A 24,020-nucleotide genomic window follows, 5' to 3' on the forward strand; every position below is an offset into this window, starting at 1 on the left:
TGCCCAGCCCGCGCGCTAGGGTGTTGAGCGTGCAAGATAACAATCAACTGCGCGCTGATATCGCCCGCATGACCTCCCAGCCAGACGGCGAGGCCACCCCAGCGTCCCAGTCCGAGACCCTCAAGGCCGCCTTCGCGGACCTGGTGCAGGGTGCACAGCAGCGCGAGCTGTGGTTCAAACTGGGCATTCAAGATATTAAGCAGCGCTACCGCCGCTCTGTCCTGGGCCCGTTTTGGATCACCATCGCCACCGGCGTGATGGCCCTCGCCTTGGGCCTGTTGTATTCCATGCTCTTCCAGATTCCCGTCGCGGAGTTCCTCCCCCACGTCACCGTGGGCCTTATTATGTGGACCTTCATTTCGGGCTGCATCAAAGAAGGCTCCACGGTCTTCATTGACAACGAGGGCTTGATTAAACAGCTCCCCGCCCCGCTGTCGGTGCACGTTTACCGCTTGGTGTGGCGCCAGACGTTGTTTTTGGGCCATAACCTCATCATCTGGTTGCTGCTCATCCTTATCTTCCCGCGCAACTTGGGATGGGAGTTCTTCCTCTTCCTCCCAGGTCTGGCGTTGTTGTTGGTCAACGGCGTGTGGGTCACGATGTTCTTTGGCATCATCGCTACCCGCTTCCGTGACGTCGCTCCGCTGCTTGAAGCACTGACCCAGCTGCTGTTCTACGTCACCCCGATTGTGTGGATGACCAATACCTTGAAGGACCAGGGCGGTGCGGTGGCCGGCCGCGCCCGCATTGCGGAAATCAACCCGCTCTACCACTACCTGGAAATCGTCCGTGCGCCCATGATCGGTGAGCCGGTGGCCGCCTACCACTGGTGGATCGTTATTGGCTGCACCGTTCTTGGCCTGCTCATCGCCGGCTTGGTCATGCGCAAGTGGCGCTTCCGCGTCAGCTACTGGGTTTAAGCCCACGCCCTGCACTTCCTGAGATTCCTCGAAAGGATACAGACTGATGGTCTCGATTGATACGTATAACGCGTGCGTGGACTTTCCCATCTTTGATGCCAAATCCCGCTCGCTCAAGAAGGCCATGCTTTCTTCCGCCGGCGGCGCCATTGGCAAAAATGCCCAGAACACCGTCGTGGTGGAGGCGCTGAAGGATATTAACCTGCACCTGCGCGAGGGCGACCGCGTGGGTTTGGTGGGCCATAACGGCGCCGGCAAGTCCACCTTGCTGCGCCTTTTGTCTGGCATTTATGAACCCACCCGTGGTTCTGCCGATGTGCGCGGCCGCGTGGCCCCCGTCTTTGATTTGGGCGTAGGCATGGACCCGGAGGTCTCTGGCTACGACAACATCATTATCCGTGGCCTCTTTTTGGGCCAGTCCATCAAGCAGATGAAGAAAAAGATGGATGAGATTGCGGAGTTTTCTGAACTCGGCGATTATCTCTCCATGCCGCTGCGCACCTATTCCACCGGTATGCGCGTGCGCTTGGCGCTCGGCGTAGTGACGTCCATTGAGCCGGAAATCCTGCTGTTGGATGAGGGCATCGGCGCCGTCGACGCCGCTTTCATGGCCAAGGCCCGTGTACGCCTACAAGAGCTGGTGAAGCGCTCCGGCATCCTGGTCTTTGCTTCCCACTCCAATGACTTTTTGGCGCAGCTGTGTAATACCGCGCTATGGATCGACCATGGCGAGATCCGCTCGGTGGGCGAGGTTTCCGAGGTCGTCGGCGAATACGAAGGCCCTGAGGTGGGCGAGTATGTGCGCGACCTGCGCGAGCGTTTTGAAAATGAGGACACCAGCGGCAACTAGCTGAGCATATGCAGCAGCTGCTCGCCCACTCCGGTTACCTCCAGCTGCAAGCCATCCGGCCGGTGATACTCCGCGGCGCTAAGGCGCGCGCTGACCACCGGCCGGTTAATTTTTTCTGGGCCGGCAGGCTCTTCCTTTTTCTCGGTGCTTATGCGGTAGCCCATCTTCTCACTCACCCGGGCCGAGGCAAGATTGGTCTCTATCCAACAAGTACGCAGCGAATGCGCATCGAGGTGGGTAAAGGAAAACTCGACCACCGCTTGGCGGATAAGCGTGCCATAGCCTTGGCCTTGGAAGCGGCGCAGTACCCATGATGCGGTCTGCACTTCCCGCGCGGCCGCAAAGTTTTCGGCCGATAGGTCCACCACCCCCACCAATTCTTGGGTCTTTGCGTCGCGGGCAATGAAATCCAGGGTCCAATTATTGGCGCGCAGCTGCGCTCGGTGCTCCCACCGGTGCTGCGCCATGGCAGCGGGAGTATTCCGCTTTTCATCAAAGAGCCAGGGAAAGGCGTGCTCGGGAATGTCGGTGCCATAGATATCTGCCGCACCTACCGTGGCCACGCACGCGATGTCTTCATCGCGCATGACGCGCAGGTCGACTCCACGGCCAGTATCATCGCTGGCCCGTATGGTCACCGCAAAAGGCGGCCAGATATTTTCCATGCGCTTTACAGTATCCACAAAGCTGCTGACATATCTACTTTTCGTTTCACCCACGCGGAGTGTTTCTGCGCTGGTCCCCCTACCCCGGTGGCAAGATGGAACCCATGACTGCCACCCTGACTTCCACCGGTTCCACCGCCGCCGTCATTGTTACCCATCAGCGCGCCGAACTACTGCGGGCCTCGCTTGAACAGGTAGTCCACCAAACCCACCCCGTGCAGTGGGTAGTCGTGGTGGATAATGGCGCGGAAGATGCGGTGCGCGAACTCGTCGAATCCATGGCGGGTGACCGGGGCGTCTACGTGCCTTCGGAAACCAACTTGGGCGGCGCCGGTGGCTTTGCGCTGGGCTTTCTCACCGCGCTGTCTTTGGGCGCCGATGCCGTGTGGTGCGCCGATGATGACGGCCGCCCTGCCGATCACGCGGTACTAGCGGAGCTATATCGGGTGGCAGAGGCCAACCGCCTGCATGAGGTCTCCCCGGCGGTATGCAATATTGACGATCCCGGCCGCCTCGCCTTCCCCCTGCGCCAGGGGCTGGTATGGCGCCGCCGGATGGACGAGCTGGAGGGCGATTTCCTGCCCGGCATCGCCTCGCTTTTTAACGGTGCGCTGATTTCCGCCGCGGCCATGGAGATCATTGGCGTGCCGGACTACCGCTTGTTTATCCGTGGCGATGAGGTGGAATACCACCGTCGGCTGGCCAACTCCGGACTCTCCTTCGGCACGGCGCTGACCACCAGCTATCTGCATCCGGACGGATCGGATGAGTTCAAACCCATCCTGGGCGGCAAGATGCATACCCAGTACCCAGAAGGTGAGTTCAAGCGCTTTTTCACCTACCGCAATCGCGGTTACCTGCTGTGGCAGCGCGGCATGCGCAAGCTACTGCCGCAGGAATTTGCCCGCTTTGGCTGGTTCTTCTTGGTCCAGCGCCACGACCCGGCCGGCTTTATCGAATGGCTAAGGCTCCACAACCGCGGGCGCCAAGAAGATTTCCGCCGCCCTAACCAGGGCTAGGACGGATCCTGCTTGGCGACGACCCTGACCCCCGCCTTCCTAAAAATAATCCAGCGTTGCACCGCAAAGTTCACCACGGTCGCGGTGCCCTGCGAGATAGCAAAGGCCACGACGAGGGAAAGGGTCGGGTTCCACTCCCAGTGGACGTCGAAAAGCTCAAAAAGGAACTTATAGGCCACCATATTGACCACGAAGGTCACGCCGTAGGTGGCAAGGACGCCGGCGAAGCGCACCGCGGTGGCTTCGGCCTGGAAGGTCCAGCGGCGATTGAGTAGATAGGCCGCCCAGGTACCGACGATAAAGCCCACCGCACGGGCGGGGTCGGCGCTAAGCAGGCCGAAGCCGATCTGCAGGAGCCAGGTTAAGGAGACGTCGATAAGCGCGGCAAGCGCCCCCGTCACCGCGAACTTGGCGCTTTGCGCGCGCAGGCTGGTCGAGCGCGAAGCCCGCTGGGCCGCGCCGCGCCACGTCCGTGAGGAGGCTGCTGCCATCTATTTTTCCTTAAAGATAAAGGCCCTTTGAATGGCAAAGTTGGTCACCGTGGCCACGCCTTGAGCGATGACGAAGGCGATGGTGTCTTTTACCGCGCCCTCAAAGCCGAGAGCCATAAGCGGCTCATTGAGCACCCAGTACAGGAAGTTTTGGACCGCAAAGGTAGAGGCGTACAAAATGCCCACGGTCGCGGCTGTGCGGCCAGACACCTTGGCCCCAAAGGTCCACCGCGCATTGGCCAGGTAGGCGGCGATGGTGCCAAAGACCCAACCGATGGCCTTGGCTGCGGAACGGTGCAGCCCCAGGTAGGTCAATAAAAGCGTGAGACCATAGTCAATGGCGGCGGTAAATACGCCCACGGAAATAAAACGCACTAGCTGGGTGTGCAGCGAGGTGGACGAGGGCTTTACTTCTACGGCGTCGTCAGCGGAATTAGTCACGAGTGAGTAGCCTACCCGCGCAAGAGCGCTCGGTACATGTCCAACCGATCCACCGGCGCGGCGGATTCGGCGCCATAGGCGCCTATCCCGGCCAATTGCTGCAACGACGCCGCACACAGCTCGCGCACGTCGGCGCCGGAGAGCGCCGTGCCATCATCATTGACCCAGCCAAGCGCATCCATGGTGGTTTCCACGACGGAATCGGTGAGCTCCGCGCCACCCATGCAGGATAGGGCGAGCGCCATGGACCAAAAGGCGTCTTTTCCTTCATGGGTCACCTCGCGCGGCAGGCTGGCGAGCACGCGGGAAGCATGCGGTGTGAGGTCGGTTTCCCTGCCTAGGTCCATCGCTTGCAGCAGCGGGACGAAGTCATAGAGTTTGGTGCGCTCAATCAAATCGCACACGGGGGACGATACCGCGGAAAAGACTTCATCGGTAACCTTTTGGCCGGTCAATTCACGGTTCACGCTGGTCAGCTCAAAGGGCTGGAAGAGCGAGCCCGAGCCGCCCACGCACAATGCCTCTGGGGTGCCATTATCGCGGGGATAAATCTCGGCTACTACCAGCTCGAAGTCCCACAGCCCCCAAGCGAAGTCGACTTGATCGCCTTCGCGCCACAGGAATTCGGAGGCCTGGCGCTCCGGATCGATGCGCGGGCCACGGGCCTCGGTGTGTTCATAACAGTGCCAGGGAGATTCCTCCTCCGGCAGGCCAAAGCAGATGCGCAGTACGCGGTGCAGCTCGGTGAAGGTCAGGGCATCGCTAAAACCAATCTGGCGGTGCACCTCGCCATCGGCGCGAATATTCGCGGCTTGGCAAATGATGGTGAGGGGCTCGCGCTTGAGGGATACCACGCCATCGGCGCGTTTGGCCCGCGCCTGTGCGATATCGGTGACCCCTGCATTCATGAGCCCCACCATACGCAAGTTTTAGGAAGCTAGTTTTGCAATATCGCGCGCTTCCAGCTCACTAATCAGGAACGTCAGTGCCGCGCCAATGGCGCCCAGCAGGGTCCACGGCCGCTTGGCACCGCGCTTGCGCAGGAACTTTACCATTCTGCGGGAAAGGGCAACGTTCATCCAGCCGCCCAGGATGAGCAGCAGCACCACTGCGGCAAAAATAGCCCACGGCTTGAGGCCTTGGTCGTCACTATCCTGCGGGGAGCGCGGCTCATCGCCGTCTTGCTCGGCGTGCGCGTTGGTATAGGCCACTAGGGCGCTAAAGCCAAAGAAAGACAAGGTATAGGCAGTAATCAAACCGCCTTTGGATTTAATCCAATCCGGATAGGAGGTCGCAATGCCCACGGCGGCGGCCTGGGTGATGCGGCCAGCCAGCGTGTCATCGAGGGCGTAGTTGTCTTGGCGCTGATCGTGCGTCTCACGGTTGTTGGTCATAGCGACTACTTTAAGCGGCGGTAAGCTAATGCGCATGTACTCGGAAAAGACAGAGCATATGACGCCGGCGCAGCAGGCGGCGCAGGACGGGCGCGCAGAGGATGATAAGCGCAACGGCCACTTCGAGGCCACGGAGCATACCGATGTGCCGTTGAGCCCTTTCATGACGCGGCTTATGGCAGAGGAATTGCCCATGCTGGATTCCTCTTCACGGGCTCGCGTCTATGAGCTTTTGCGGGAGTACGACGGCCCGATTATTGAATCCCAGGAGGAACTGCCGGAGGAGATCCGCGCGCTCATGGATCTGTAAACGGTCACATTCGGGCAGTACAAGCGTCCGTTTTGTTCCGAATATCACTCGCGCCACTCCAGCCACCCTCCTGTGAGCTAGGTAGGCTAGAGAAGCGACATAAATCCGTCGAGCAAAGAGTAAGAGATGGAATTACATACTACTGAAAAGTCCCTGCACGGCTGGGGCCGCACCGCCCCGACGACCGCCCACGTGCTCGCCACCGAAGACGTGGACGTCATCAAGAAGGCCGTGGCCCAGGTTGCAGAAGATAACTCGGATAAGCCCGCCCACCTGCGCCGCGGCGTCATCGCCCGCGGTATGGGCCGCTCCTACGGTGACCCCGCCCAAAATGGCGGCGGCTTGGTCATCGACATGCAAAAACTCAATAAAATCCACTCCATCGACCCAGAGTCCGCTCTGGTGGACGTCGATGGCGGCGTCACCTTGGACCAGCTGATGAAGGCCGCCCTGCCGTATGGCCTGTGGGTTCCGGTTCTGCCGGGTACCCGCCAGGTCACCATCGGCGGCGCAATCGGCCCGGATATTCACGGCAAGAACCACCACTCCGCCGGTTCCTTTGGTGACCACGTGGTCTCCATGGAGCTGCTCGTGGCCGATGGCCACGTGCTGCACCTGACCCCGGAAGGCTCCGAGGATGACCCGAGCGGCGACCTCTTCTGGGCCACCGTTGGCGGCATGGGCCTGACCGGCATCATCTTGCGCGCCACCATCCGCATGACCAAGACGGAAACCGCCTACTTCATCGCGGATACGGACCGCACCGATAACTTGGATGAGACCATCGCTTTCCACTCCGATGGCTCCGAGCACAACTACACCTATTCTTCCGCCTGGTTCGATGTCATTTCGCCCGAACCAAAGCTGGGCCGCTCCACCATTTCTCGCGGCTCGCTGGCCACCCTGGCACAGCTGGAAGAACTCGCCCCGAAGCTGGCCAAGGACCCACTGAAGTTCAATGCGCCGCAGCTGATGACGGTACCGGATATCTTCCCGTCCTGGACCATGAATAAGCTCTCCCTCTCCGCCGTGGGCTTGGCGTACTACACCATGGGCGCACCGGCGAAGAACCAGGTCAAGAACCTGACGCAGTTCTACCAGCCGCTGGATCTCATCGGCGAGTGGAACCGCGGCTACGGTTCCAAGGGCTTCCTGCAGTACCAGTTCGTGGTACCGACCGAGGCCGTGGAGCCGTTCAAGGAGATCATCCGCGATATGCAGCGCTCCGGCCACTACTCCGCCCTCAACGTGTTCAAGCTCTTCGGTGAAGGCAACCGCGCGCCGCTGTCCTACCCGATGCCGGGCTGGAACGTCTGCGTGGACTTCCCCATCCGTCCGGGCCTGGGCAAGTTCCTGGATGACCTGGACCGCCGCGTGATGGAATTCGGCGGCCGCCTCTACCTGGCCAAGGAATCCCGCACCTCCGCGGAGAACTTCCACAAGATGTACCCGGGCATGGAAGGCTGGCTGAAGACCCGCAACGAGATCGACCCGACCGGCGTCTTTGCCTCCGATATGTCCCGCCGCCTCGAGCTGCACTAATCACTGGAAATAACACCTTGAAGGAGATTTACTGACCATGCTTAATGCAGTAGGCCAAGCACAACACATCCTGCTTCTGGGCGGCACCTCCGAGATCGGCCTCGGCGTCGTCTCCGAGTTCCTGCAGCGCGGCCCGGCCAAGGTCACCCTGGCCGCCCGCCCGGAGTCCCCACGCATCGCCCAGGCCAAGGATGACCTGGAATCCCGTGGCGCTGACGTAGAGGTCCTGGACTTCGATGCCACCGACTTCGATTCCCACCCGGACGTTATTAATAAGGCCTGGGCCCGCGGCGACGTCGACGTAGCCATCGTTGCCTTCGGCACCCTGGGTGACCAGGAAGAGCTGTGGCAAAACCATGACAAGGCCGTCGCCTCCGCGCAGACCAACTACACCGCACCGGTGTCCGTAGGCGTGCTCTTGGGCGAGAAGTTCAAGCACCAGGGCCACGGCACCATCATCGCTATGTCCTCCGTGGCAGGCATGCGCGTGCGCCGTTCCAACTTTGTCTATGGCGCCTCCAAGGCCGGCGTGGACGGCTTCTACATCAACTTGGGCGAGGCCCTGCGCGGCACCGGAGCCAACGTGCTGGTTGTGCGCCCGGGCCAGGTGCGCACCAAGATGTCCGCCGAGGCTGGCGACGCCCCACTGACCGTCAACGTTTCCGACGTTGCCGAGGCCACCGTCAAGGCCGTGCTCGAGGGCAAGCAGTCCATCTTCGTACACCCACTTTTTGAGTACGTTTCTTTGGCATTCAAGTTCATCCCGCAGGCCATCTTCCGCAAGCTGCCGTTCTAAACGCCGCGGCTATCCGCGCAGCCGCCTGCTGGCTGCCCCGCCCCCGCTCTTCCACTTCGCCGCACGCCCGCGGCGAGGGAGGTGACGGGGGCAGTGGTGTATCAGGGGGATGCCGCCAAGCAAGTGCTCACCTGCCCGCGCCAAATCTGGGCTGTGGAGCTTGGGTATGCGAAACTAAAAGGCATGACAAGCACCGCTGTACCCGCCCAGTCAACGCCCGTGAGCGAGGATAACCGCACCGAGGCCTACCGCGCCGATGCGCTGACTCCTCGCGCGACCCTACTGGGTTTTGTGCTGGCCGCCCTGGCCGGTGGCGTGGTAACGCTGCTGGGCTGGTTTGCCTTCAAGACGGTCTCGCTGCCGTCCTTTAATACCTCCATGGTCACCCGCGCGCTGACCACGGTGGGGGTGGTGCTCACGCTGGCCCTGGCCGGCGGGCTGTGCGTGTGGTGGCTCTATGACCACTACAAGGATTCCTTTACCCGGCCGCGCTGGCGGGCCTGGCTGACCTACGCGGTCACCTACCTCTCCCCGGCCCTGTTGACCCTGGCCGCCGTGGGCCTGCCGCTATCCGCCTCCCGCTTGTGGCTCGATGGCGTGCAGGTGGACCAGGCCTTCCGCACCCAGTTCCTCACCCGTTCAGTGGATGAGATGGGCTATGCGGACATGAACTACCAGGACATGCCGTCCTTCTATCCGATTGGCTGGTTCTGGTTGGGCGGCCGCTTGGGTGCGCTCATGGGAATTCCGGGCTGGGAGGTCTACCAGCCCTGGGCGCTCATCTCCATTGCCGTGGCCGGCTGTATTTTGGTGCCCATCTGGCAGCGCCTGACCAGTTCCCTGCCGGTCGCCACCGCCATCGCCCTGGTGACCACCGCAATTACGCTCACCATCGCGGCCGAGGAGCCCTATTCCGCGGTCATCGCCATGGGGCTGCCCACCGTTGCGGTGCTCAGCGCCCGCGCGTTCCGCGGCTCCTGGCTGGCCACCCTTGGAGTGACGCTTTACCTTGGCATTTCCGCTACGTTCTATACCCTTTTCACCGGTGCGGCTGCGCTCACCGTGGTCAGCCTCATCGCGCTGTTTACCGCGCTCTATGAGCATACGTGGCGCCCCATCCTGCGCCTGGTGATCATAGCGGTAGGCTCCATTGCCATCGCGCTCATCGCCTGGGGACCCTACGTATGGTCGGTCATGCACTCACCGGTGCCGCTGCAAACCACCGCGCAGCACTATCTGCCGGAGGAAGGCACGCAAATTCCAGTGCCTTTCTTGTCCTTGAGCATTGTGGGCTTCCTCTGCCTCATGGGGCTTATTTACATCGTCATCCGCCTCAATGACGCAGAGGTGCGTGCGCTGGGCATCTCCCTCCTTGGCACCTACCTGTGGACCGTGGTGTCTATGGTGGCAACGCTGGCCGGCACCACGCTGCTCAGCTTCCGCCTCGAGGTCATCGTGGTGCTCCTCTTTGCCACCGCCGGCATCCTGGCCCTGGCAGAGATTCGCCTACTCGGCGTGCACCGCCTCTACCCGGCGCGTTTCTCCCACACCACCAATAAGCAGATCACCGCGGTCTTTGGCATCATCTTGGCCTTGGCCGGCGTCTTCTATGCGCAGCAGATCCCAGAGGCTAACGAGGACGCCATCGATCACGCCTATAGCGATACCGATGGCTACGGCGAACGCGCGGACCGCTTCACCAGCGATTCCGCCCACTACTACCTAGATATCCACAACTTCATTCAGGACCAGGGCTATACGCCGGATGAGACGGTGGTGCTCACGGATGAAAAGACCTTCATGTCTTATTACCCCTACTGGGGCTTTAACGCCTTTACCAGCCACTACGCCAATCCCTTGGGCGAGTTCAGCACCCGCAACGAGCAGATTGAAACTTGGGCCAATGACTCCTGGGACATGCAGCCGGAGGAGTTCCGCAAGGCCTTGGATTCTGCTCCCTGGCGCAGCCCGGATGTCATGATGTTCCGCGGCGACCTGGAAAATAAGGACGATGGCTTCAAGCTCCACCTAGCAGAAGATATCTATCCCAACCAGCCGAATATTCGCTACCGCGCGGTCTTCTTCAATGCCGACGTTTTTGATAAGGGCTGGAAGTTGCAGCAAACCGGCCCCTTTGTAACAGCAGTTCGCACCAAGTAAGTTCACCCACACTTCCCGCCCGCGGCAGGGTGTGCCCGCGGGCCGAGGGGGTTATCTGACGTAGACTAATCGCCGTGTCAGATAGCCTCACTACGAATACCACCCAAGCGCGACCTGCCGCTGCCGGCTCCCGCTTCACCGCCGCCCCCGCGGGCCTGCGGTGGACCGCAATCATTGCCGGGCTGATTGGTTTCCTGTGTTTTGTAGCGACCCCGCTACTGCCGGTGACCCAAACCCAGTCCTCTTATGATTGGCCGCAGCATGATTCCGTGCAGTCCATCAACGCGCCGCTCATTTCCGTCGCCCCAGAGGACCTGAAGGCCACCATCCCCATCTCCGCAGTCGATGAACTGCGCGAAGGCCAGTCCATGGTTTACGGCACCGTCCCACCGGAGTCCAAGAAGGCCTCCAACCGCGGCCTTTTCGTCCGCGTGAATGACGAGGGCCTGTCCGTTGTGTCCTTGGATGAGGTGCTGCTTACCCTCAACGCCAAAGAGGTAGCCAAGCTCCCCAAGGACGCCAAGATTGAAATTTCCGCTACGGGCGATGGCACCTCCGTGAGCGTGGGCGAGCATGAAAAGACCACCGAGGAGGATCTGCGCCCGCAGGTCACCGGCGTTTATACCGAAATCGACGAGAAGGCTGACGTGCAAGCCTTGCTTGACGACGGCCTCAATGTCCACGTCGATATCAACTCCCGCTTTACCTCGTCCCCGACGTTGCTCAAGACCATTGCCATGTGGCTGGGCATCGCCATGGTGGTCGTGTCCCTGTTCTGCCTATGGCGTATCGACCGCCTCGATGGCCGCCGCTTCGGCTTCATGCCCGAGACGTGGAAGAAGGTACGCCCGCTCGATGGCGTGGTCGCCGCCATTTTGGGATTCTGGTACATCCTCGGCGCCAATACCTCCGATGATGGCTTCATCTTCTCCATGAGCCGCGTCTTCGATCACGCGACCTACATGGCCAATTACTACCGCTGGTACGGCGTGCCGGAGGCGCCCTTTGGCGCTCCTTACTATGACTTGGTTGCCGTACTCTCCCAGATTTCTACCGCCTCGGTCTTCGTGCGCCTGCCGGGCCTGATTTCCGGGCTCATTATCTGGTTTATCCTCTCCCGCGAGATGCTGCCGCGCTTTGGCCAGCTTGTCGACGGCCGCCGGGTCGCCCACTGGACCGCCGCGCTGATGTTCCTGGCCTTCTGGCTGCCGTATAACAACGGCACCCGCCCGGAGCCCATCGTGGCGCTCGGAGTGATGTTTACCTGGGCCTCCTTCGAGCGCGCCATTGCCACCCGCCGCCTGCTTCCGGCGGCCGTGGGCACCATCGCCGCAACCATCACTCTAGCCGCCGGCCCCACCGGCCTTTTTGCCGTGGGCGTCTTCCTGGTCAGCCTGCCGCACCTTTTCCGCGCCATGGCCGAGCGCGTGCCATCCATGGGTGGTGGCGCCCTCGGCTGGCTTTCGCTCATTGCTCCGTTCCTGAGCGCTGGCACCGCCATCATGGTCGCCGCCTTTGGTGACCAAACGCTCTCCACCGTGCTGGAATCCACCCGCGTGCGCTCCGAGGTCGGCCCCTCCCTGCCGTGGCACGCCGAGTACGCGCGCTACTCCACCCTCTTCCAAGAATCCGTGGATGGCTCGCTGACCCGCCGGTTCGCGGTCTTCACCATGCTCTTCTGCCTGGTGCTCATCGTGGCGGCCTTTATCAAGAACCGTCGCGTCGTTGGTGCTGCCGTCGGCCCGACCCAGCGCCTGCTCATCATCGTGGCGCTGTCCATGTTCTTCCTCATGTTCACCCCCACCAAGTGGACCCACCACTTTGGCATCTACGCCGGCGTGGCCGGTGTCATCGCCGCCCTCGGCGCCGTGGTGCTCTCCCAGTTTGCGCTGCGTTCGCCGCGCGCTCGCACCTTCGCCATCGCCGCGGTGGTCTTCTTGCTCGCCATCTCCTTCGCCGGCTGGAACGCTTGGTGGTACGTATCCTCCTTTGGCATTCCATGGTGGGATCGCACGGTGCAGCTCAAGGCCATCGAGGCCAATAAGGTGCTGCTCGCCATCGCCCTCATCATCTTCGCCATTGGCGTGGTGCAGTCCCTGCGCCATAGCTACCGCAAGTCCCAGGCGGAAGAGGCTGGCGCACTCGTCGAGTTTGAAAAGAATGCCGCCGCCAAGGTCTCGCGTTCGGCCGGCATCATGTCCGCGCCCATCGCCTTGGCCTGCGCCATCGTGGTAGCGCTTTCTTGTGCTTCCTTTGCCAAGGCCACCGTCTCCCAGGCGGATTCCTACTCCGTGGGCAAGGGCAACCTGGCTTCCCTACGCGGCAATACCTGCGCGCTGGCGGATCAGACCATGGTGGAGACCAATACCAATGATTCCTTCCTGACCCCGGTGGATGGCGACTTGGGCGATTCCCTGGTGGATGAGGACGAAACCCACACTGGTTTCGATCCGAACTTCATCCCCGAATCCATCGAGCCGGAAAACCAGAACTCCGCCTCCGTGGGTGCCATCGCCGATGGCTCCAGCGATTCCTCCTCCGATAGCGCCGAGACCGCTACCTCCGGCGCGGATGCTGAATCCGGCGGCGCGAGCGGTTCCGCCGATTCCCAGGAGTCGAAGGAAAAGAAGGAAAAGAAGTCCAAGGAAACCACCAATACCTCTGAGGGCGGCGTGCGCGGCACCCAGGGCGTCAATGGTTCCACCATGCACCTGCCGTTCAACCTGGATTACACCAAGGTGCCGGTGCTCGGTTCCTATAACGAAGACCAAGACTCCACCTCTGAGGTGACCACCAAGTGGTACAACCTGCCAGAAGCCAAAGACAATACCCCGGTTCTCGCCGTGTCCGCAGCCGGCAATATCTACCACCACGATGTCAACGGGGTGGAGCAAGAAGGCATGGAGCTTAGCCTCGAGTACGGCACCATCGATGACTCCGGCAAGGTCACCAATACCGGCGAGGAGGAACTCTCCGCCGTCGGCGCCACGCCGAAGTGGCGCAACCTGCGCCTGCCGCTGGATAAGCTGCCGCAGGATGCCAATGTGGTGCGCCTGGTAGCCACGGATGATTCCACCGATGAGGATGATTGGCTGGCCTTTACCCCGCCGCGCGTGCCGGAGCTGGATACCATCAATAACCAGTTCTCCAAGGACACCCCGGCGCTGCTGGACTGGGCCGTAGCCCTGCAGTTCCCGTGCCAGCGCACCTTCGACCACTTTGCCGGTGTCACGGAGATCCCGGAGTACCGCATCCTGCCGGATTCCTCGGCACAGACCTCGCTGACGGACTTCCAGTCCTTCTCCGGCGGTGGCGCCATGTCCACCGCGGAGGCGGTCAACTACTCCTACGAAATCCCGAGCTACCTCAATAATGACTGGGCCCGCGATTGGGGCGCCATTGAAAAGTACGAGCTGCGTACCGATTCACAAGGCAACGCCCCGGTTCCAGCCAAAATTGATTATGAGGACATTACGCGCTCCGGTCTGTGGCAAGACTCCGAGATGAAGATTCGCCCCGAGGGCGAGGAGTAGTCTCACCTGTGGCAGCGCCTCAGCCCCGCTGCGGGGCGCGCAACCGCCGCACAATCCAATCGCCTAGGAAAAAGATCACAAGCGAGGCGCCAAAGAGCGGCGCGATGATCGAATAGGCCACCACCCCCGCCAGCACGGCGGGGGTAATTTTTAGCTCGGGCAGGCCGCGGCGCGGCTTTATCCACCACATCCGCAGACCCGCGATACTCACCACGAGCAATCCCAAAGCCAGCGCCGCCAACGCGATCTGGCTATAGATGCCAAAAAGCGTCCCCATGTGCAGCTGGATGAGCCACGAGGTTAGCTGTGCGGCAAGTGGCCAGTCGGCGGAATTGATGCGGTCGATGACCTCCCCGTTCGGGGTCACTGCTACGGCATCGCTGCGCAGCTTGAAGTCCGCACGAGCCTCGCGCACTCCCCACGCATCGCCTGGTTTTTCCGGAGGGGTCATTTCCAGGACTCCGGTCAACCCTTGGCTACGGGCTGTCGATAATGCGGTTTGGGCGCCAGCAAGTTCTGCAGGGCCGTTGTGCCCCGCATGCCCGACATGGCCCGAATGGCCGGCATGACCGGAATGCTCCCCCGCCCCGGCGCTAGTGTCCGCTTCTGCAACGGAGGTGGCCACGGACGGTTCCTTCCAATTGAGTTCCTCACGCACCTTGCCAATGCTTGCGCCTGCCACCAGCGACCATGTCAGGCCAGTAACGGTCAAGAAGAGGAAGCCCGGCAGCAACCAGGCACCCACGCGGGCATGCAGCGCCAGCACCTTGGAGGGCTGCTTCTTATTCCTTTGCTTACGCTTGAGCCATAGGTACAGACCGAGGATGCTCAGCGCACCGAGCCACGAGGCCGCAAGTTCGGCATAGAGGCGGCCAGGCTCGCCTAGCCACAGGGTGCGGTGGCCATCGGAGGCCCACGTACGGAAAGGCAGCGCCCGCGAGCCGCCATATTGTTGTAGTTCGCCAGTGATGTGTAGGTCCACCGGGTCTACAAAAACGGCGTGGGTATAGCTGGAGTTGGGAGCGGTGGGGTCGTCGAAAAGCACGCGAGTGGTCTCTTGCGGATCCTCGGAAGGCTCGACCTGAACCACGTGCCCAGCTGGGTGCTCGCGCTGGGCGGCGGCAATCTGCTCGTCCAGGCTGCGTGGGTTACCTGGCGCGGTGGCGGTTACCTCATCGTGGTAAATCCACGGTTCAAAGGTGGGTGCCAAGGCATAGAGAAAGCCGCTTAACGCTGCGACTATGAGAAAGGGCGCGATGATGACGCCGGCGAACTTATGCAGGCGCGATAGCGCGCCATGGGTGGATATAGTCATGCGGAACTAGTCGCACCCTTGTTGAAACTAGTTCCCTTTTAGTATGGAACCGCCAGGAACCTATTATTTTTCTAGCTCGCCTGCCAGGAACGCGGCCGCATCCCGCACGCGCTGCCGCGCCACCGCCGGGGTAGATACGCGGTGGGTGGAAACATAATCGCGCGCCGCGGCACCGGGCACGGAAACGCGCGCGGCAATCTCATCCTCGGTGGCGGTCTGCACGAAAGTGTGCGGACCTAGCTCAGATAGGTCCGCTGGGATGTCGTATCCAGCGCGCAGGTCCTCCGGCAGATGTGCCAGGGCGCCGAAGTCGGGGAAGGTGAGCAGGAGGGCGTCGGCAGGCGCCAGCGCCGCTAGCGCCCCGCCGGAGGAATAACCCCAGGTAGTAACGTTGGAAGCACCCTGCGCGCGGGCATAGTCAATGGCCTGCTGCACGGCAGTGACCATCTCCGCCACGGTGTGCTCGGGGGCGAGCGGATAATCCACGTCAATAATGGTGGTGCCGGATAGCTGCGCGGCGGCGGCTACCTCGGGGCGCCACTGCATCTCCAGCGCTTGACCACTGCCGCGCCACCAACCGCCCGAATGCAGCGAGACCGCCCACCGGCCAGTTGGCTTTGTGGGTTGGAAGATGGCGCCCATCTCAGACTCTTCTACGCTAATGCCCTCCGTGTACGCAGTACCTGGCAGCGCATGATCCACCGCAGTACCGAGCACCATCATTGCCGCATGGATAATGCGATCCGGCAAAAGCGCGCAATACTGATCCGCCTCAGGGGAGCCACCCCCAGCCCACGGCGGGCGAAAATCCGGGGTGTCATAGTGGGCGTCGATATAGGCAACGAGCTGCTCGAGCTGCTCCTTGTCGTCCATCTGGCGGTCCTGGCCGCCGATGTGCCACTCCTGGCCCGGCTCCAGCGGGCGGTGCGGGTCCTGGTTAGCATCTGCGTTAGTCATGCCACCGAGCCTACGCGCACCGCCTACCGGCTAAAAGGGCTACCAAATGGTGACGCGATCCTCCGGCGCAATGTACATGGCAGAATCCTCCGCTACGTCAAAGGCCTCGTAGAACTCCGCAATATTGGCAGCGATGAGGTTGCAGCGGAACTCCGCCGGCGAGTGCGGGTCAATGGCCAGGTACTGGGTGGCCATCTCCGGGCGGATGGCGGTACGCCATACGCGGGCCCAGGACAAGAAGAAGCGCTGCAGTCCGTTGTAGGTATGCTCGGCCAACTCCGGCTCGGCACCGTCTACCTCGAACTTTTCCTCCTTGCCCTGCAGATCAATGCCCTTATCGGCGCAGTAGTTCTTGAAAGCCACCACAGCGATACCCAAACCGCCTAGGTCACCGATATTTTCACCCAGGGTGAAGCTGCCGTTGACGCCGGTGGAGTCGATGCCGGCTTCCTTGAGCACCGTCGGTACCTGGCCATTGAACTGCTCCACCAGCTTCGCGGTGAGCTTGTCAAAGGCCGCGCGGTCCTCCTCGGACCACCAGGAGTTCAGGTTGCCCTGGCCATCAAATTGCGAGCCCTGGTCATCAAAGCCATGGCCAATCTCGTGGCCGATGACGGCGCCGATGGCACCAAAGTTTTCTGCGGCATCGGCATCCGGGTTATAAAACGGCGGGCGCAGGATGGCGGCTGGGAAGGTGATGTCATTGACCACCGGGTTATAGAAGGCGTTGACCGTCTGCGGGGTGGTCACCCATTCATCGCGGTCGGCCGGCTTGCCAATCTTGGCCAGCTCAAAGTCATGGGAGAAGGCGGAGCCGGCGCGGGCATTGGCCAGCAGGTCCGCGCCCTTGCCGGAGACCTCGAGCCCGGAGTAATCGCGCCAGGAATCCGGGAAGCCAATCTTGGCCTTGAACTGGGAGAGCTTTTCCAGCGCGCGCTCGCGGGTGGCGGGCGTCATCCACTCCAGCTGGGAGATGCGCTCACGGTAGGCGGCGATGAGGTAGTCCACCAGCTCATCCATCTCGCGCTTGGAAGAGGCCGGGAAGTGCTTATCCACAAATACCTGGCCAATCTCTTCGCCCACGAGGGATTCGGCCAAGCCCACGGCGCGCTTCCAGCGGTCGCGCTGCTGGGTAGCGCCGGAGAGCTTGGTGCCATAGAACTCGAAGTTCTTCGCGCCTACTTCCTCGGGCAGCATAGCCGCGCGGGAGCGCAGGATGTGCCAGGTGGCCCATAGCTGCCAATCGGCCATGCGATTGGAGGTAAAGAGGCCCTCGAAGTGCTCGAGGTAGGACGGCATCATATTGACCACGCGGTGCTCTGGCAGGTTGCCGCCGGAGAGCAAAGCGCGGGTCATGGTAGGCAGCTCGCTAAACTCGCACGGGTTATAGGTTTTCACCGCATCGCGGGTGGAGACCACGTCCCAATGGCCAGCGGCCAGCTCCTTTTCCAAGGCGACGATGCGATGGGCGGCTACCTCGGCACCCAGGCCAAAGAGGCGGGCTGGGTCGAGGAATTCCAGCATTTCGGCCACGTGCTTTTCATAAGCGCTCAGCGTTTCCGCGTGGGCTTCCTCGCGGTAATAAGCCTCATCCGGCAGGCCCAGGCCGGATTGAATGACATAAGCAATGGCGTCCTCGGAACCAGAGTCCTTGGATACCCAGAAGGTCACCGGGGAGCCAACACCGGTGCGCTCGAGTTCACCCAGGCGCTGTGCCAGTTCCTCTGGGTCGGCCGCGCTCAGGCGGTCCAGATCCGCATCCAATGGAGCCATGCCGGCCGCGTTGACTCCCTCGGTATCCATAAAGGAGGCATAGAGCTTGCCCGGGCGGCCGGTGTCCTTGTCCACGATCTCGTGCACGAGTTCCTCCGCCTCATCGCGCAGCGCGTGGAAGGTGCCATCCACGCCGCGATCATCGGGAATGACGTGGCTTTCCAGCCAGGGTCCATTGACTAGTTGATAAAGATCTTTCATGCTTGCCACTCTAGGTCAAAGCAGCAAGATAAGGTGTGGGCTATGGAATTTTATCGCTTTCCTCCAGCGCATCCGCGGCGCCTTTTCCTCGCCGTCATTGCGTTCGTGGCGGTGGTTCTCGCTTTGCCCACAATTGTGCAGGCGGCGCTGGCGGATCCCTCCGCGGACGTCGAGCAGGTCACCCTGACCGAGCCCAGCCAGGATTGGGAGATTGACGTTGCTGATCTCTACTGCGAGCGCGATTATGAATCCCTCGCCAGCATCGGCTGGACCTGCGGTGATGTCAGCGTACAGGCCACCCTCACCGAGGATGCCAAGGACGATGCCACCACCTTGCGCCGCATGGTCCGCGCCCTCGCCATGGCTTCCCTGCCGGCCGACGCCCCTACCTTCGACGGCACCAACGGAGCACTCCTGCTTACCGACGCCCCCTCCTCCACCGCCGCCCTCTCCCTCGACGGCACCGGCGAGGACGAAAACAAGGATTGGGTGGTCACCGTGACCGGCAAGGGCGATCAGGCCCAGGCCACCGCCACGCGCATCTGGCATGCCTTCGGCCAAGAGGAACTGCCCGCCGATGCCGATGCAGAATTCGCTGACTTCTCCGGGGAGTTGATGTACTAGATGTCCAAGCTATTTCGCACCACGCTGTGGATCCTCTCCGGCATTGGCCTCATCGCGTTCTTGGTCCAGACGCTGAGCACATTTTTGATCTCTCCCCTGATGGGCCTGCTCAGCCTGCTCATCGCCGCCGTTCTCGTGGCGCTGGTCATCTTCCTGCTACAGCGCAGCCCCATGTGGGCCCGCCCGGCGCGCCTGTGGGCCCTACTGGCTTTCCTGTGGGGCGGCGGGGTGGCCGTTTCCTTGGCGCTTATTAGCGCTGGGCCGGTCATGCAGCTCGCCATCGGCACCGGCTGGGTCGATGCCATGATGTCCTGGAGCGGTGCTTACCCAGAGGAAATCTCCAAGGCTACCGGCGTTATCTTCGTGCTCATGTCCTTCCGCCAGCTCAACCGCCCGTGGCATGGCTGGATCGTGGGTGCAGTGGTGGGCCTGGGCTTCGAGGCCTGCGAAAATATCCTCTACGGCGCCATGGGCGCCACCATGCACCCCGATAGCGATGTCCAGGGACTGTTTGAGATGTGGGGCCTGCGCCTTGTCGCCGGCCCGGGCCTACACGTCTTGCTCACCGCGCTGGCTGGTTGGGGCATCGGCTGGGCGCTCTACGCCGCCGCCAAGCCGCTGTGGTGGCGCATCGGCGTCTTCCTCGGCTGCCTAGCCGCCGCCTTCCTCCTGCACTTTTGCTGGAACTACCTGCACGATTCCGAGGTGGCCGCCATCATCCAGGCCGTCACGGTAGCGCTTATCCTCTACCCGCTGAGCATATGGCTGGTGCTGCGCGGCAATAAGCTTGCCAAGACCGACGAGAGCTATAGCCACAGCACTGCCGACGACGCCCTCGCCTTCGTGCACTAAAGCCACCGACCACTCTGTAAAGCAAGCACGTTTCGCCCTTTTCACACCCCGTGAGAGACGAAACGTGCTTGTTTTGTCAGTGCTACGCACCGGCTTCTACGAGCAGCACTCCCCCGACAATGAGCACCACGCCCAGGGATTTCAGCCAGGTAAATGGCTCCTTGAACAGGAGGTAGGAGGCGATGGCGGTCAAAGCAACACCGGTGGCAGCCCAAATGCCGTAGGCCACGCCCAGATCCATGCCGGCCTTGAGCACGAGCGCCAAGAAGCCGTAGGCAGAGACATAGCACAGGGCAACGAGCGCTACCCAGAAGCGGCGGCCGGTTACCGCGGACATGCGCAGGCACAACGTGCCGGAAACCTCGATGGCGGTGGCGAGGAAAAGCAAAAACCAGATCATTGCGGCGCCACCTCCACCGTGTGGTCTTGATCCTCGTCTGGTTTCGCACCCATTTCCACGCAGAATACGCCGGCCATAATAAGCGCGATGCCGGCGAGCTTTACCGCGCCGAGCGGCTCGCCAAATAGCGCGGCGGAAAACAGCGCAGTGGAAATGACTCCACCAGATGCCCAGAGACCATAGGCCACGCCCACGTTGACGCCTTCTTGCATGACGCGGTGCAGCAGCACGAAGGCGAGGATGAAGCAAAAAGCGGCCACGCCGTAGATCCAGAAATGGTCCACGGCGTACTTCAACGCGACGGTGCCCACGACTTCGCTAGCAATCGCGAGAAAAAGAATGACCCAAGCCCTCACTCCATCAACTCCTGTAATTCGCGGGCGTCGATTCCGTGCTCGTGCATTTTAACGCGGCCGTTGGCGTGCGCGATGGCCTCGCGATCCCAAAACTCCGCGGCGCGGGCGGGATCGTGGGAGGCGCCATCGGCGCGGACAACGCGCCACCAAGCGGTAGTGGCACCGCCGCCGTGGCGCTTTAACACGGTGCCGACGTTGCGCGCACCGCAGCCGGCCACCTTGGCCACCTCGCCATAAGAGGTGACGTTGCCGGGTGGAATCACGGCAACGACCGCCAATACGCGTTTGACCAGTGGCGACTGACTCATCGCAATTATTGCGGGTCGAGTCCCAGCACGTCATCCGATTCGGTCGGCTCCTCTTCGGGGGCGTCTTCGACCTCGGTAAGGGTGATGGTCGCACCGGTGGAATCGGCCAAAAGGCACATGCGGCCGAAAGGCGAATCCCACGGTTCGCGGATAACCTCGCCGCCTAATTCCACGGCCTTCTTCGCAGCGGCGTCGATATCGCGCACGCCCAAATAGGTCTGCCAGAAGCTCGGGACCTGCGGCGGGAACTGCCCCTCGGCGTTCCACAGGCCTGCAAACGGCGCACCGTCTTCTTCCGCCGTGGCGTAAATGAAGTCCTCATCCTCGGACTGCATGGCGCGAATTTCCCAGTTGAAAAGCTCGCCATAAAAGTCCATTGCGCGCTGGAAACCCGAGGTAGCGGTGAGCTCGTGCCATACCGGGGTACCGGGCTCACCAGCGGCCACAAAGTGTTCTGGGCCGGCGGGTTGAATGAGGCCGAACATGCCGCCGGCGGCGTCGGCAAGCAGGGCCATATGTCCTAGCTGCACTTGTTGCGGCTGCACCAGGATGCGTCCGCCCAGGCTCTCAGCGCGCTGGCAATCGCCCGCGATGTCCTTGGAGAGGAAGTAGGTCACCCACGTATCCGGCATGGGTGCCTCTTCCGGCTGCGGGATAAACCCGGCGATGGGCAGGCCCTGCAGGCGCGCCATCTGATAGGGCTTTTCCTCTGCGGACTCGGCGGAAATCTCCCAGCCCAGCACCTGCTCATAAAAGTGTGCGGACTTGCGCGGATCCGAGGTGGTCAGGTCAATCCAGTAGGGCATGCCCACTTCAGCTTCGAATGCTGGCATCTACATATTCCTCCACTTTTCCGGATCAAAGTCATCGTCGGCCGTGGCTTCATCAAAGTAATCATCGTCATCATCCGGCTCGCCCACGCGCGCGCAAGCATCCTCGATGCACACCTCATCGCCTGGGTGGAGCATGGCACCCCGGCGCGTTTCGGGTTCGCCATTGACCGTGACCACGCCTTCTGCGATGAGCTCTTTAGCCTCGCCGCCGGTAGCCACCAAGCTGGCCAGCTTGATGAACTGGCCCAATTTGATGGAGTCGCCGTTGATAGGAATGTCTAGCATGCCGCCCAGCTTACCCAGCCCGCGCGCGGCTATCGCTACGGGTGGGCGATATGGAAGAAGTCCAGCACCGTATCGGTGGTCCACTCCGCTTTCACCAAACCGGAATGGTCCGTGGCCCCGCCATTCCACGTGTGCGTGCCACCGTGGATGGTGTACTGCTCGGTGCGCGCATCACATACCCGCCAGGTGAAGTGCTCCACTGCTTCTTTCCGACGCCGCTTTGGAAACGGATTGCACCCATTCTCCTTCGCAATCCCGCGTAGCGATTTTTTGACCGAGTGGTAGTGCGCACCGTGCTGGCGCCCACCGCCATATTTCATCAGCACGTCTTCGGTGCCGTGGATATCTAGGTAATCGGTGGGCTCGCTGGCGCAGTCTTTTTCCACGCGGTCATATTTTGCCGCCGAAACCGTGGCCACCGCATCGAATAGGCCCGGCCGCTTGCAGGTCACCGCGCGGGCGAATCCGCCGCCATTGGAAAAGCCCACGCCATAGGTAGTGTCCGTGGCGGGATAATGGCGCCGGACGAAATCAATCGTGTCATCCACGTACTTGAGGTCATCTTCCAAGCTGGTTACCGCATAGGGTGCCGGTGCCCACGCCTTGCCCGCACCTTGGACAAAGACGGTAATGGCATCGCCCTGGGATAAGTCGGTGCCTTTGAACATGTTGCCGGCGTCCATCTCATAGCCGTGCATCGCCACGACCACGGGCAAGCGGTGGTGCTTATCCGCATTAAACGGCACGTGGACTACAAAACTGCGATGATTTTGTAGGTTAATGATCTGGTAGCGGCCATTGGCCGTTGTGCCCTGGTCCGGCAGCGTGGTGATATAGCCATCGGCCGCGCCTTGCGATTCATTTGGCACGCTGCCCGGCTGCGGCGGTTCTTCCTCGCACCCCGCCATGAGTCCGGCGGCCGCACATAACCCAGCGCACAGGGCCAGGGTTTTCTTGCCGATTTTAATCACGGGCGCGCAGCTTCACCGCCGTGCCGGTGGCCGTGACCATCAGCATGTCATTCGACGTTCCCATGGGCGAATAATCGAAGGCAATGCCCACCACACCATCGGCCCCGAGCTCCTGACCGCGACGCCACAATTCATCGAGTGCCGCCTCACGCGCCTTGATGGCCTCGCTCTCGTACCCGGCGGAGCGCCCACCGGTGATATTGCGGATGGATGCCCCGAAATCCTTCAGCATATTAATACCGATGACGGTCTCTCCGGCGATAATGCGGATATAATCCGTAATCTCATAACCATCAACGGTATTAGTAGTGGTAAAAATCATGGATCCAGATTACATGGCTATAAGTCCACGCACGCCCTCAAAAAGGATGATGACACCCAGCAGCAGGAAGACCACGCCGCTGACAATATCCACCCAGGCGGAATTCTTAGCCATCCACTTCGAAACCGCGCGGGTACTCAAAGCCACGCCGACAAAAAGCACGAGGCTTTCCAGAATCAGTACGGCACCCACCATGAGATTGGCGCCGATGCCCATGCCGGGATCAATGAAATTGGCAAAGATGGCGCCAAAGAAGATGACCACCTTGGGGTTCGAAAGATCGCAGATAAATCCCATGCGATAGGCAGTGCCCGCCTTGATGATGCCGTCCGGTGTAAACCCGCGCGGCTGCGGGGCGCGGGTTTCGGTGCCCACGACGGTTGCGGGCGCGCGGCGCTCCTTGATGCCACCGGTAATGGCGGTATAGGCCATCCACAGCAGGTAACAGCCGCCGAGAACCTGCAGCGCCACGAGGATGCCAGGGTGCGCAGAAATCAGCGCGGATAGCCCCGCCAAGGAGGCCACGGTCCAAATGGTAAGGCCGGTGGTACTACCAAGCGCCGCCCATACGGCTGCGCGCGTAGAACGCGCACCTAAGCGAATGATTTGCACTACGTCTGGGCCCGGCGAGGCCATCGCCGCGAACCACACGCCCATTAAGGTCACCAGGGCGCTAATAGCCACCTAACACCTCCATACTCG

General features: G+C 61.6%; 26 protein-coding genes. 10 read left to right on the forward strand and 16 right to left on the reverse strand.

Features of this window, described 5'->3' with window-relative positions; genetic code table 11:
* The first annotated feature begins 68 nt into the window (after window positions 1–68).
* Both wzm and wzt read left to right on the forward strand, forming a co-directional pair.
* Entirely contained in the window at window positions 69–920 is an 852-nt protein-coding gene (gene wzm, locus MHK09_RS07855; protein WP_050776609.1) for a galactan export ABC transporter permease subunit Wzm/RfbD, read from the forward strand.
* A 46-nt stretch (window positions 921–966) separates the two neighbouring features.
* Window positions 967–1,770, forward strand: a complete 804-nt coding sequence (wzt, locus tag MHK09_RS07860) for a galactan export ABC transporter ATP-binding subunit Wzt/RfbE (protein ID WP_005323203.1) — start codon at window positions 967–969, stop codon at window positions 1,768–1,770.
* Here wzt and MHK09_RS07865 read toward each other — a convergent pair.
* The gene (locus MHK09_RS07865) at window positions 1,767–2,435 is read right to left on the reverse strand and encodes a GNAT family N-acetyltransferase (RefSeq protein ID WP_179387259.1); all 669 of its coding nucleotides are present in this window, start codon (window positions 2,433–2,435) and stop codon (window positions 1,767–1,769) included. The genes wzt and MHK09_RS07865 overlap by 4 nt on opposite strands.
* Window positions 2,436–2,530: 95 nt before the next feature.
* Here MHK09_RS07865 and glfT1 point away from each other — a divergent pair, with 95 nt between their 5' ends.
* Window positions 2,531–3,454 (forward strand): galactofuranosyltransferase GlfT1, encoded by a 924-nt coding sequence (gene glfT1, locus MHK09_RS07870; RefSeq protein WP_250413166.1) that lies wholly within the window; start codon window positions 2,531–2,533, stop codon window positions 3,452–3,454.
* Here glfT1 and MHK09_RS07875 read toward each other — a convergent pair.
* From MHK09_RS07875 to MHK09_RS07890, 4 genes are read right to left on the reverse strand one after another with little or no spacing between them, the layout of a single operon-like run.
* Window positions 3,451–3,945, reverse strand: a complete 495-nt coding sequence (locus tag MHK09_RS07875; protein ID WP_250413167.1) for a GtrA family protein — start codon at window positions 3,943–3,945, stop codon at window positions 3,451–3,453. The two genes, glfT1 and MHK09_RS07875, sit on opposite strands and share 4 nt — an antisense overlap.
* Window positions 3,946–4,386, reverse strand: a complete 441-nt coding sequence (locus MHK09_RS07880) for a GtrA family protein (RefSeq protein ID WP_005323207.1) — start codon at window positions 4,384–4,386, stop codon at window positions 3,946–3,948.
* A gap of 11 nt (window positions 4,387–4,397) precedes the next feature.
* Window positions 4,398–5,306 (reverse strand): plasmid pRiA4b ORF-3 family protein, encoded by a 909-nt coding sequence (locus MHK09_RS07885; RefSeq protein ID WP_366511713.1) that lies wholly within the window; start codon window positions 5,304–5,306, stop codon window positions 4,398–4,400.
* A gap of 9 nt (window positions 5,307–5,315) precedes the next feature.
* Window positions 5,316–5,780, reverse strand: a complete 465-nt coding sequence (locus tag MHK09_RS07890; RefSeq protein ID WP_005329751.1) for a hypothetical protein — start codon at window positions 5,778–5,780, stop codon at window positions 5,316–5,318.
* 34 nt (window positions 5,781–5,814) lie between these two features.
* Here MHK09_RS07890 and MHK09_RS07895 point away from each other — a divergent pair, with 34 nt between their 5' ends.
* The 5 genes from MHK09_RS07895 (at window position 5,815) to MHK09_RS07915 (ending at window position 14,121) form a co-directional block, all read left to right on the forward strand.
* Window positions 5,815–6,090 (forward strand): hypothetical protein, encoded by a 276-nt coding sequence (locus MHK09_RS07895; RefSeq protein WP_150850297.1) that lies wholly within the window; start codon window positions 5,815–5,817, stop codon window positions 6,088–6,090.
* A 126-nt stretch (window positions 6,091–6,216) separates the two neighbouring features.
* On the forward strand, window positions 6,217–7,632 hold the full coding sequence (gene dprE1, locus MHK09_RS07900) for a decaprenylphosphoryl-beta-D-ribose oxidase (RefSeq protein ID WP_250413169.1): 1,416 nt from the start codon (window positions 6,217–6,219) through the stop codon (window positions 7,630–7,632).
* A gap of 37 nt (window positions 7,633–7,669) precedes the next feature.
* Window positions 7,670–8,428, forward strand: a complete 759-nt coding sequence (gene dprE2, locus MHK09_RS07905; protein WP_250413170.1) for a decaprenylphospho-beta-D-erythro-pentofuranosid-2-ulose 2-reductase — start codon at window positions 7,670–7,672, stop codon at window positions 8,426–8,428.
* Window positions 8,429–8,611: 183 nt separating this feature from the next.
* Complete coding sequence (locus MHK09_RS07910; RefSeq protein ID WP_250413171.1) at window positions 8,612–10,588, forward strand: galactan 5-O-arabinofuranosyltransferase; 1,977 nt, start codon at window positions 8,612–8,614, stop codon at window positions 10,586–10,588.
* 74 nt (window positions 10,589–10,662) lie between these two features.
* The gene (locus MHK09_RS07915) at window positions 10,663–14,121 is read left to right on the forward strand and encodes an arabinosyltransferase domain-containing protein (protein ID WP_250413172.1); all 3,459 of its coding nucleotides are present in this window, start codon (window positions 10,663–10,665) and stop codon (window positions 14,119–14,121) included.
* A gap of 19 nt (window positions 14,122–14,140) precedes the next feature.
* On the opposite strand, the gene MHK09_RS07920 is transcribed toward MHK09_RS07915, so the two are convergent.
* The 3 genes from MHK09_RS07920 to MHK09_RS07930 all read right to left on the reverse strand — a co-directional run bounded on the left by MHK09_RS07920 (window position 14,141) and on the right by MHK09_RS07930 (window position 18,367).
* On the reverse strand, window positions 14,141–15,436 hold the full coding sequence (locus MHK09_RS07920) for a PepSY-associated TM helix domain-containing protein (protein WP_250413173.1): 1,296 nt from the start codon (window positions 15,434–15,436) through the stop codon (window positions 14,141–14,143).
* 63 nt (window positions 15,437–15,499) lie between these two features.
* A complete protein-coding gene (locus tag MHK09_RS07925) occupies window positions 15,500–16,393 on the reverse strand; it encodes an alpha/beta hydrolase (protein WP_250413174.1) in 894 nt (297 codons plus the stop codon).
* 39 nt (window positions 16,394–16,432) lie between these two features.
* Complete coding sequence (locus MHK09_RS07930; RefSeq protein ID WP_250413175.1) at window positions 16,433–18,367, reverse strand: M13 family metallopeptidase; 1,935 nt, start codon at window positions 18,365–18,367, stop codon at window positions 16,433–16,435.
* Between the two features lie 42 nt (window positions 18,368–18,409).
* On the opposite strand from MHK09_RS07930, the gene MHK09_RS07935 reads away from it, so the two are divergent.
* Together MHK09_RS07935 and MHK09_RS07940 are read left to right on the forward strand one after the other, a co-directional pair.
* Window positions 18,410–18,991, forward strand: coding sequence for a hypothetical protein (locus MHK09_RS07935; RefSeq protein WP_250413176.1), 582 nt, complete (start codon window positions 18,410–18,412; stop codon window positions 18,989–18,991).
* Window positions 18,992–19,843 carry a PrsW family intramembrane metalloprotease gene (locus MHK09_RS07940; protein ID WP_250413177.1) on the forward strand — a complete coding sequence of 284 codons (852 nt, stop codon included), beginning with the start codon at window positions 18,992–18,994 and terminating at the stop codon, window positions 19,841–19,843. It begins immediately after the preceding gene.
* An 82-nt stretch (window positions 19,844–19,925) separates the two neighbouring features.
* Here the strand turns inward: MHK09_RS07940 and MHK09_RS07945 are convergent, their stop codons facing one another.
* The 8 genes from MHK09_RS07945 to MHK09_RS07980 are packed head-to-tail and all read right to left on the reverse strand — an operon-like array spanning window position 19,926 to window position 24,002.
* The gene (locus tag MHK09_RS07945) at window positions 19,926–20,243 is read right to left on the reverse strand and encodes a DMT family transporter (protein WP_198492339.1); all 318 of its coding nucleotides are present in this window, start codon (window positions 20,241–20,243) and stop codon (window positions 19,926–19,928) included.
* Window positions 20,240–20,599, reverse strand: coding sequence for a DMT family transporter (locus tag MHK09_RS07950; protein WP_250413178.1), 360 nt, complete (start codon window positions 20,597–20,599; stop codon window positions 20,240–20,242). Before MHK09_RS07950 ends, MHK09_RS07945 begins: the two co-directional genes overlap by 4 nt.
* The gene (locus MHK09_RS07955) at window positions 20,596–20,907 is read right to left on the reverse strand and encodes an MGMT family protein (RefSeq protein ID WP_250413179.1); all 312 of its coding nucleotides are present in this window, start codon (window positions 20,905–20,907) and stop codon (window positions 20,596–20,598) included. Before MHK09_RS07955 ends, MHK09_RS07950 begins: the two co-directional genes overlap by 4 nt.
* A gap of 5 nt (window positions 20,908–20,912) precedes the next feature.
* Window positions 20,913–21,740 (reverse strand): VOC family protein, encoded by an 828-nt coding sequence (locus tag MHK09_RS07960; protein ID WP_250413180.1) that lies wholly within the window; start codon window positions 21,738–21,740, stop codon window positions 20,913–20,915.
* Window positions 21,741–22,025, reverse strand: a complete 285-nt coding sequence (locus MHK09_RS07965) for an RNA-binding S4 domain-containing protein (RefSeq protein WP_005323225.1) — start codon at window positions 22,023–22,025, stop codon at window positions 21,741–21,743.
* Between the two features lie 35 nt (window positions 22,026–22,060).
* Complete coding sequence (locus tag MHK09_RS07970) at window positions 22,061–22,996, reverse strand: CE1 family esterase (protein WP_250413181.1); 936 nt, start codon at window positions 22,994–22,996, stop codon at window positions 22,061–22,063.
* Entirely contained in the window at window positions 22,989–23,318 is a 330-nt protein-coding gene (locus MHK09_RS07975) for a YbjQ family protein (protein ID WP_049358954.1), read from the reverse strand. The genes MHK09_RS07970 and MHK09_RS07975 overlap by 8 nt, the downstream gene beginning before the upstream one ends.
* 9 nt (window positions 23,319–23,327) lie before the next feature.
* The gene (locus MHK09_RS07980) at window positions 23,328–24,002 is read right to left on the reverse strand and encodes a LysE family translocator (protein ID WP_005323229.1); all 675 of its coding nucleotides are present in this window, start codon (window positions 24,000–24,002) and stop codon (window positions 23,328–23,330) included.
* Between the last annotated feature and the right edge of the window lie 18 nt (window positions 24,003–24,020).

Origin of the sequence: Corynebacterium tuberculostearicum (assembly GCF_022347235.1) — a bacterium.
In the GTDB taxonomy this organism is placed as follows: Bacteria; Actinomycetota; Actinomycetes; order Mycobacteriales; family Mycobacteriaceae; genus Corynebacterium; species Corynebacterium tuberculostearicum_F.

Excerpts from the sequence above, each read along its gene's own strand:
- wzm (WP_050776609.1), top strand. The coding sequence starts at position 69 with ATGACCTCCCAGCCAGACGGCGAGGCCACCCCAGCGTCCCAGTCCGAG.
- wzt (WP_005323203.1), top strand. The coding sequence starts at position 967 with ATGGTCTCGATTGATACGTATAACGCGTGCGTGGACTTTCCCATCTTT.
- MHK09_RS07865 (WP_179387259.1), bottom strand. The coding sequence starts at position 2,435 with ATGGAAAATATCTGGCCGCCTTTTGCGGTGACCATACGGGCCAGCGAT.
- glfT1 (WP_250413166.1), top strand. The coding sequence starts at position 2,531 with ATGGAACCCATGACTGCCACCCTGACTTCCACCGGTTCCACCGCCGCC.
- MHK09_RS07875 (WP_250413167.1), bottom strand. The coding sequence starts at position 3,945 with ATGGCAGCAGCCTCCTCACGGACGTGGCGCGGCGCGGCCCAGCGGGCT.
- MHK09_RS07885 (WP_366511713.1), bottom strand. The coding sequence starts at position 5,306 with ATGGTGGGGCTCATGAATGCAGGGGTCACCGATATCGCACAGGCGCGG.
- MHK09_RS07890 (WP_005329751.1), bottom strand. The coding sequence starts at position 5,780 with ATGACCAACAACCGTGAGACGCACGATCAGCGCCAAGACAACTACGCC.
- MHK09_RS07895 (WP_150850297.1), top strand. The coding sequence starts at position 5,815 with ATGTACTCGGAAAAGACAGAGCATATGACGCCGGCGCAGCAGGCGGCG.
- dprE1 (WP_250413169.1), top strand. The coding sequence starts at position 6,217 with ATGGAATTACATACTACTGAAAAGTCCCTGCACGGCTGGGGCCGCACC.
- dprE2 (WP_250413170.1), top strand. The coding sequence starts at position 7,670 with ATGCTTAATGCAGTAGGCCAAGCACAACACATCCTGCTTCTGGGCGGC.
- MHK09_RS07910 (WP_250413171.1), top strand. The coding sequence starts at position 8,612 with ATGACAAGCACCGCTGTACCCGCCCAGTCAACGCCCGTGAGCGAGGAT.
- MHK09_RS07920 (WP_250413173.1), bottom strand. The coding sequence starts at position 15,436 with ATGACTATATCCACCCATGGCGCGCTATCGCGCCTGCATAAGTTCGCC.
- MHK09_RS07925 (WP_250413174.1), bottom strand. The coding sequence starts at position 16,393 with ATGACTAACGCAGATGCTAACCAGGACCCGCACCGCCCGCTGGAGCCG.
- MHK09_RS07930 (WP_250413175.1), bottom strand. The coding sequence starts at position 18,367 with ATGAAAGATCTTTATCAACTAGTCAATGGACCCTGGCTGGAAAGCCAC.
- MHK09_RS07935 (WP_250413176.1), top strand. The coding sequence starts at position 18,410 with ATGGAATTTTATCGCTTTCCTCCAGCGCATCCGCGGCGCCTTTTCCTC.
- MHK09_RS07940 (WP_250413177.1), top strand. The coding sequence starts at position 18,992 with ATGTCCAAGCTATTTCGCACCACGCTGTGGATCCTCTCCGGCATTGGC.
- MHK09_RS07945 (WP_198492339.1), bottom strand. The coding sequence starts at position 20,243 with ATGATCTGGTTTTTGCTTTTCCTCGCCACCGCCATCGAGGTTTCCGGC.
- MHK09_RS07955 (WP_250413179.1), bottom strand. The coding sequence starts at position 20,907 with ATGAGTCAGTCGCCACTGGTCAAACGCGTATTGGCGGTCGTTGCCGTG.
- MHK09_RS07960 (WP_250413180.1), bottom strand. The coding sequence starts at position 21,740 with ATGCCAGCATTCGAAGCTGAAGTGGGCATGCCCTACTGGATTGACCTG.
- MHK09_RS07965 (WP_005323225.1), bottom strand. The coding sequence starts at position 22,025 with ATGCTAGACATTCCTATCAACGGCGACTCCATCAAATTGGGCCAGTTC.
- MHK09_RS07975 (WP_049358954.1), bottom strand. The coding sequence starts at position 23,318 with ATGATTTTTACCACTACTAATACCGTTGATGGTTATGAGATTACGGAT.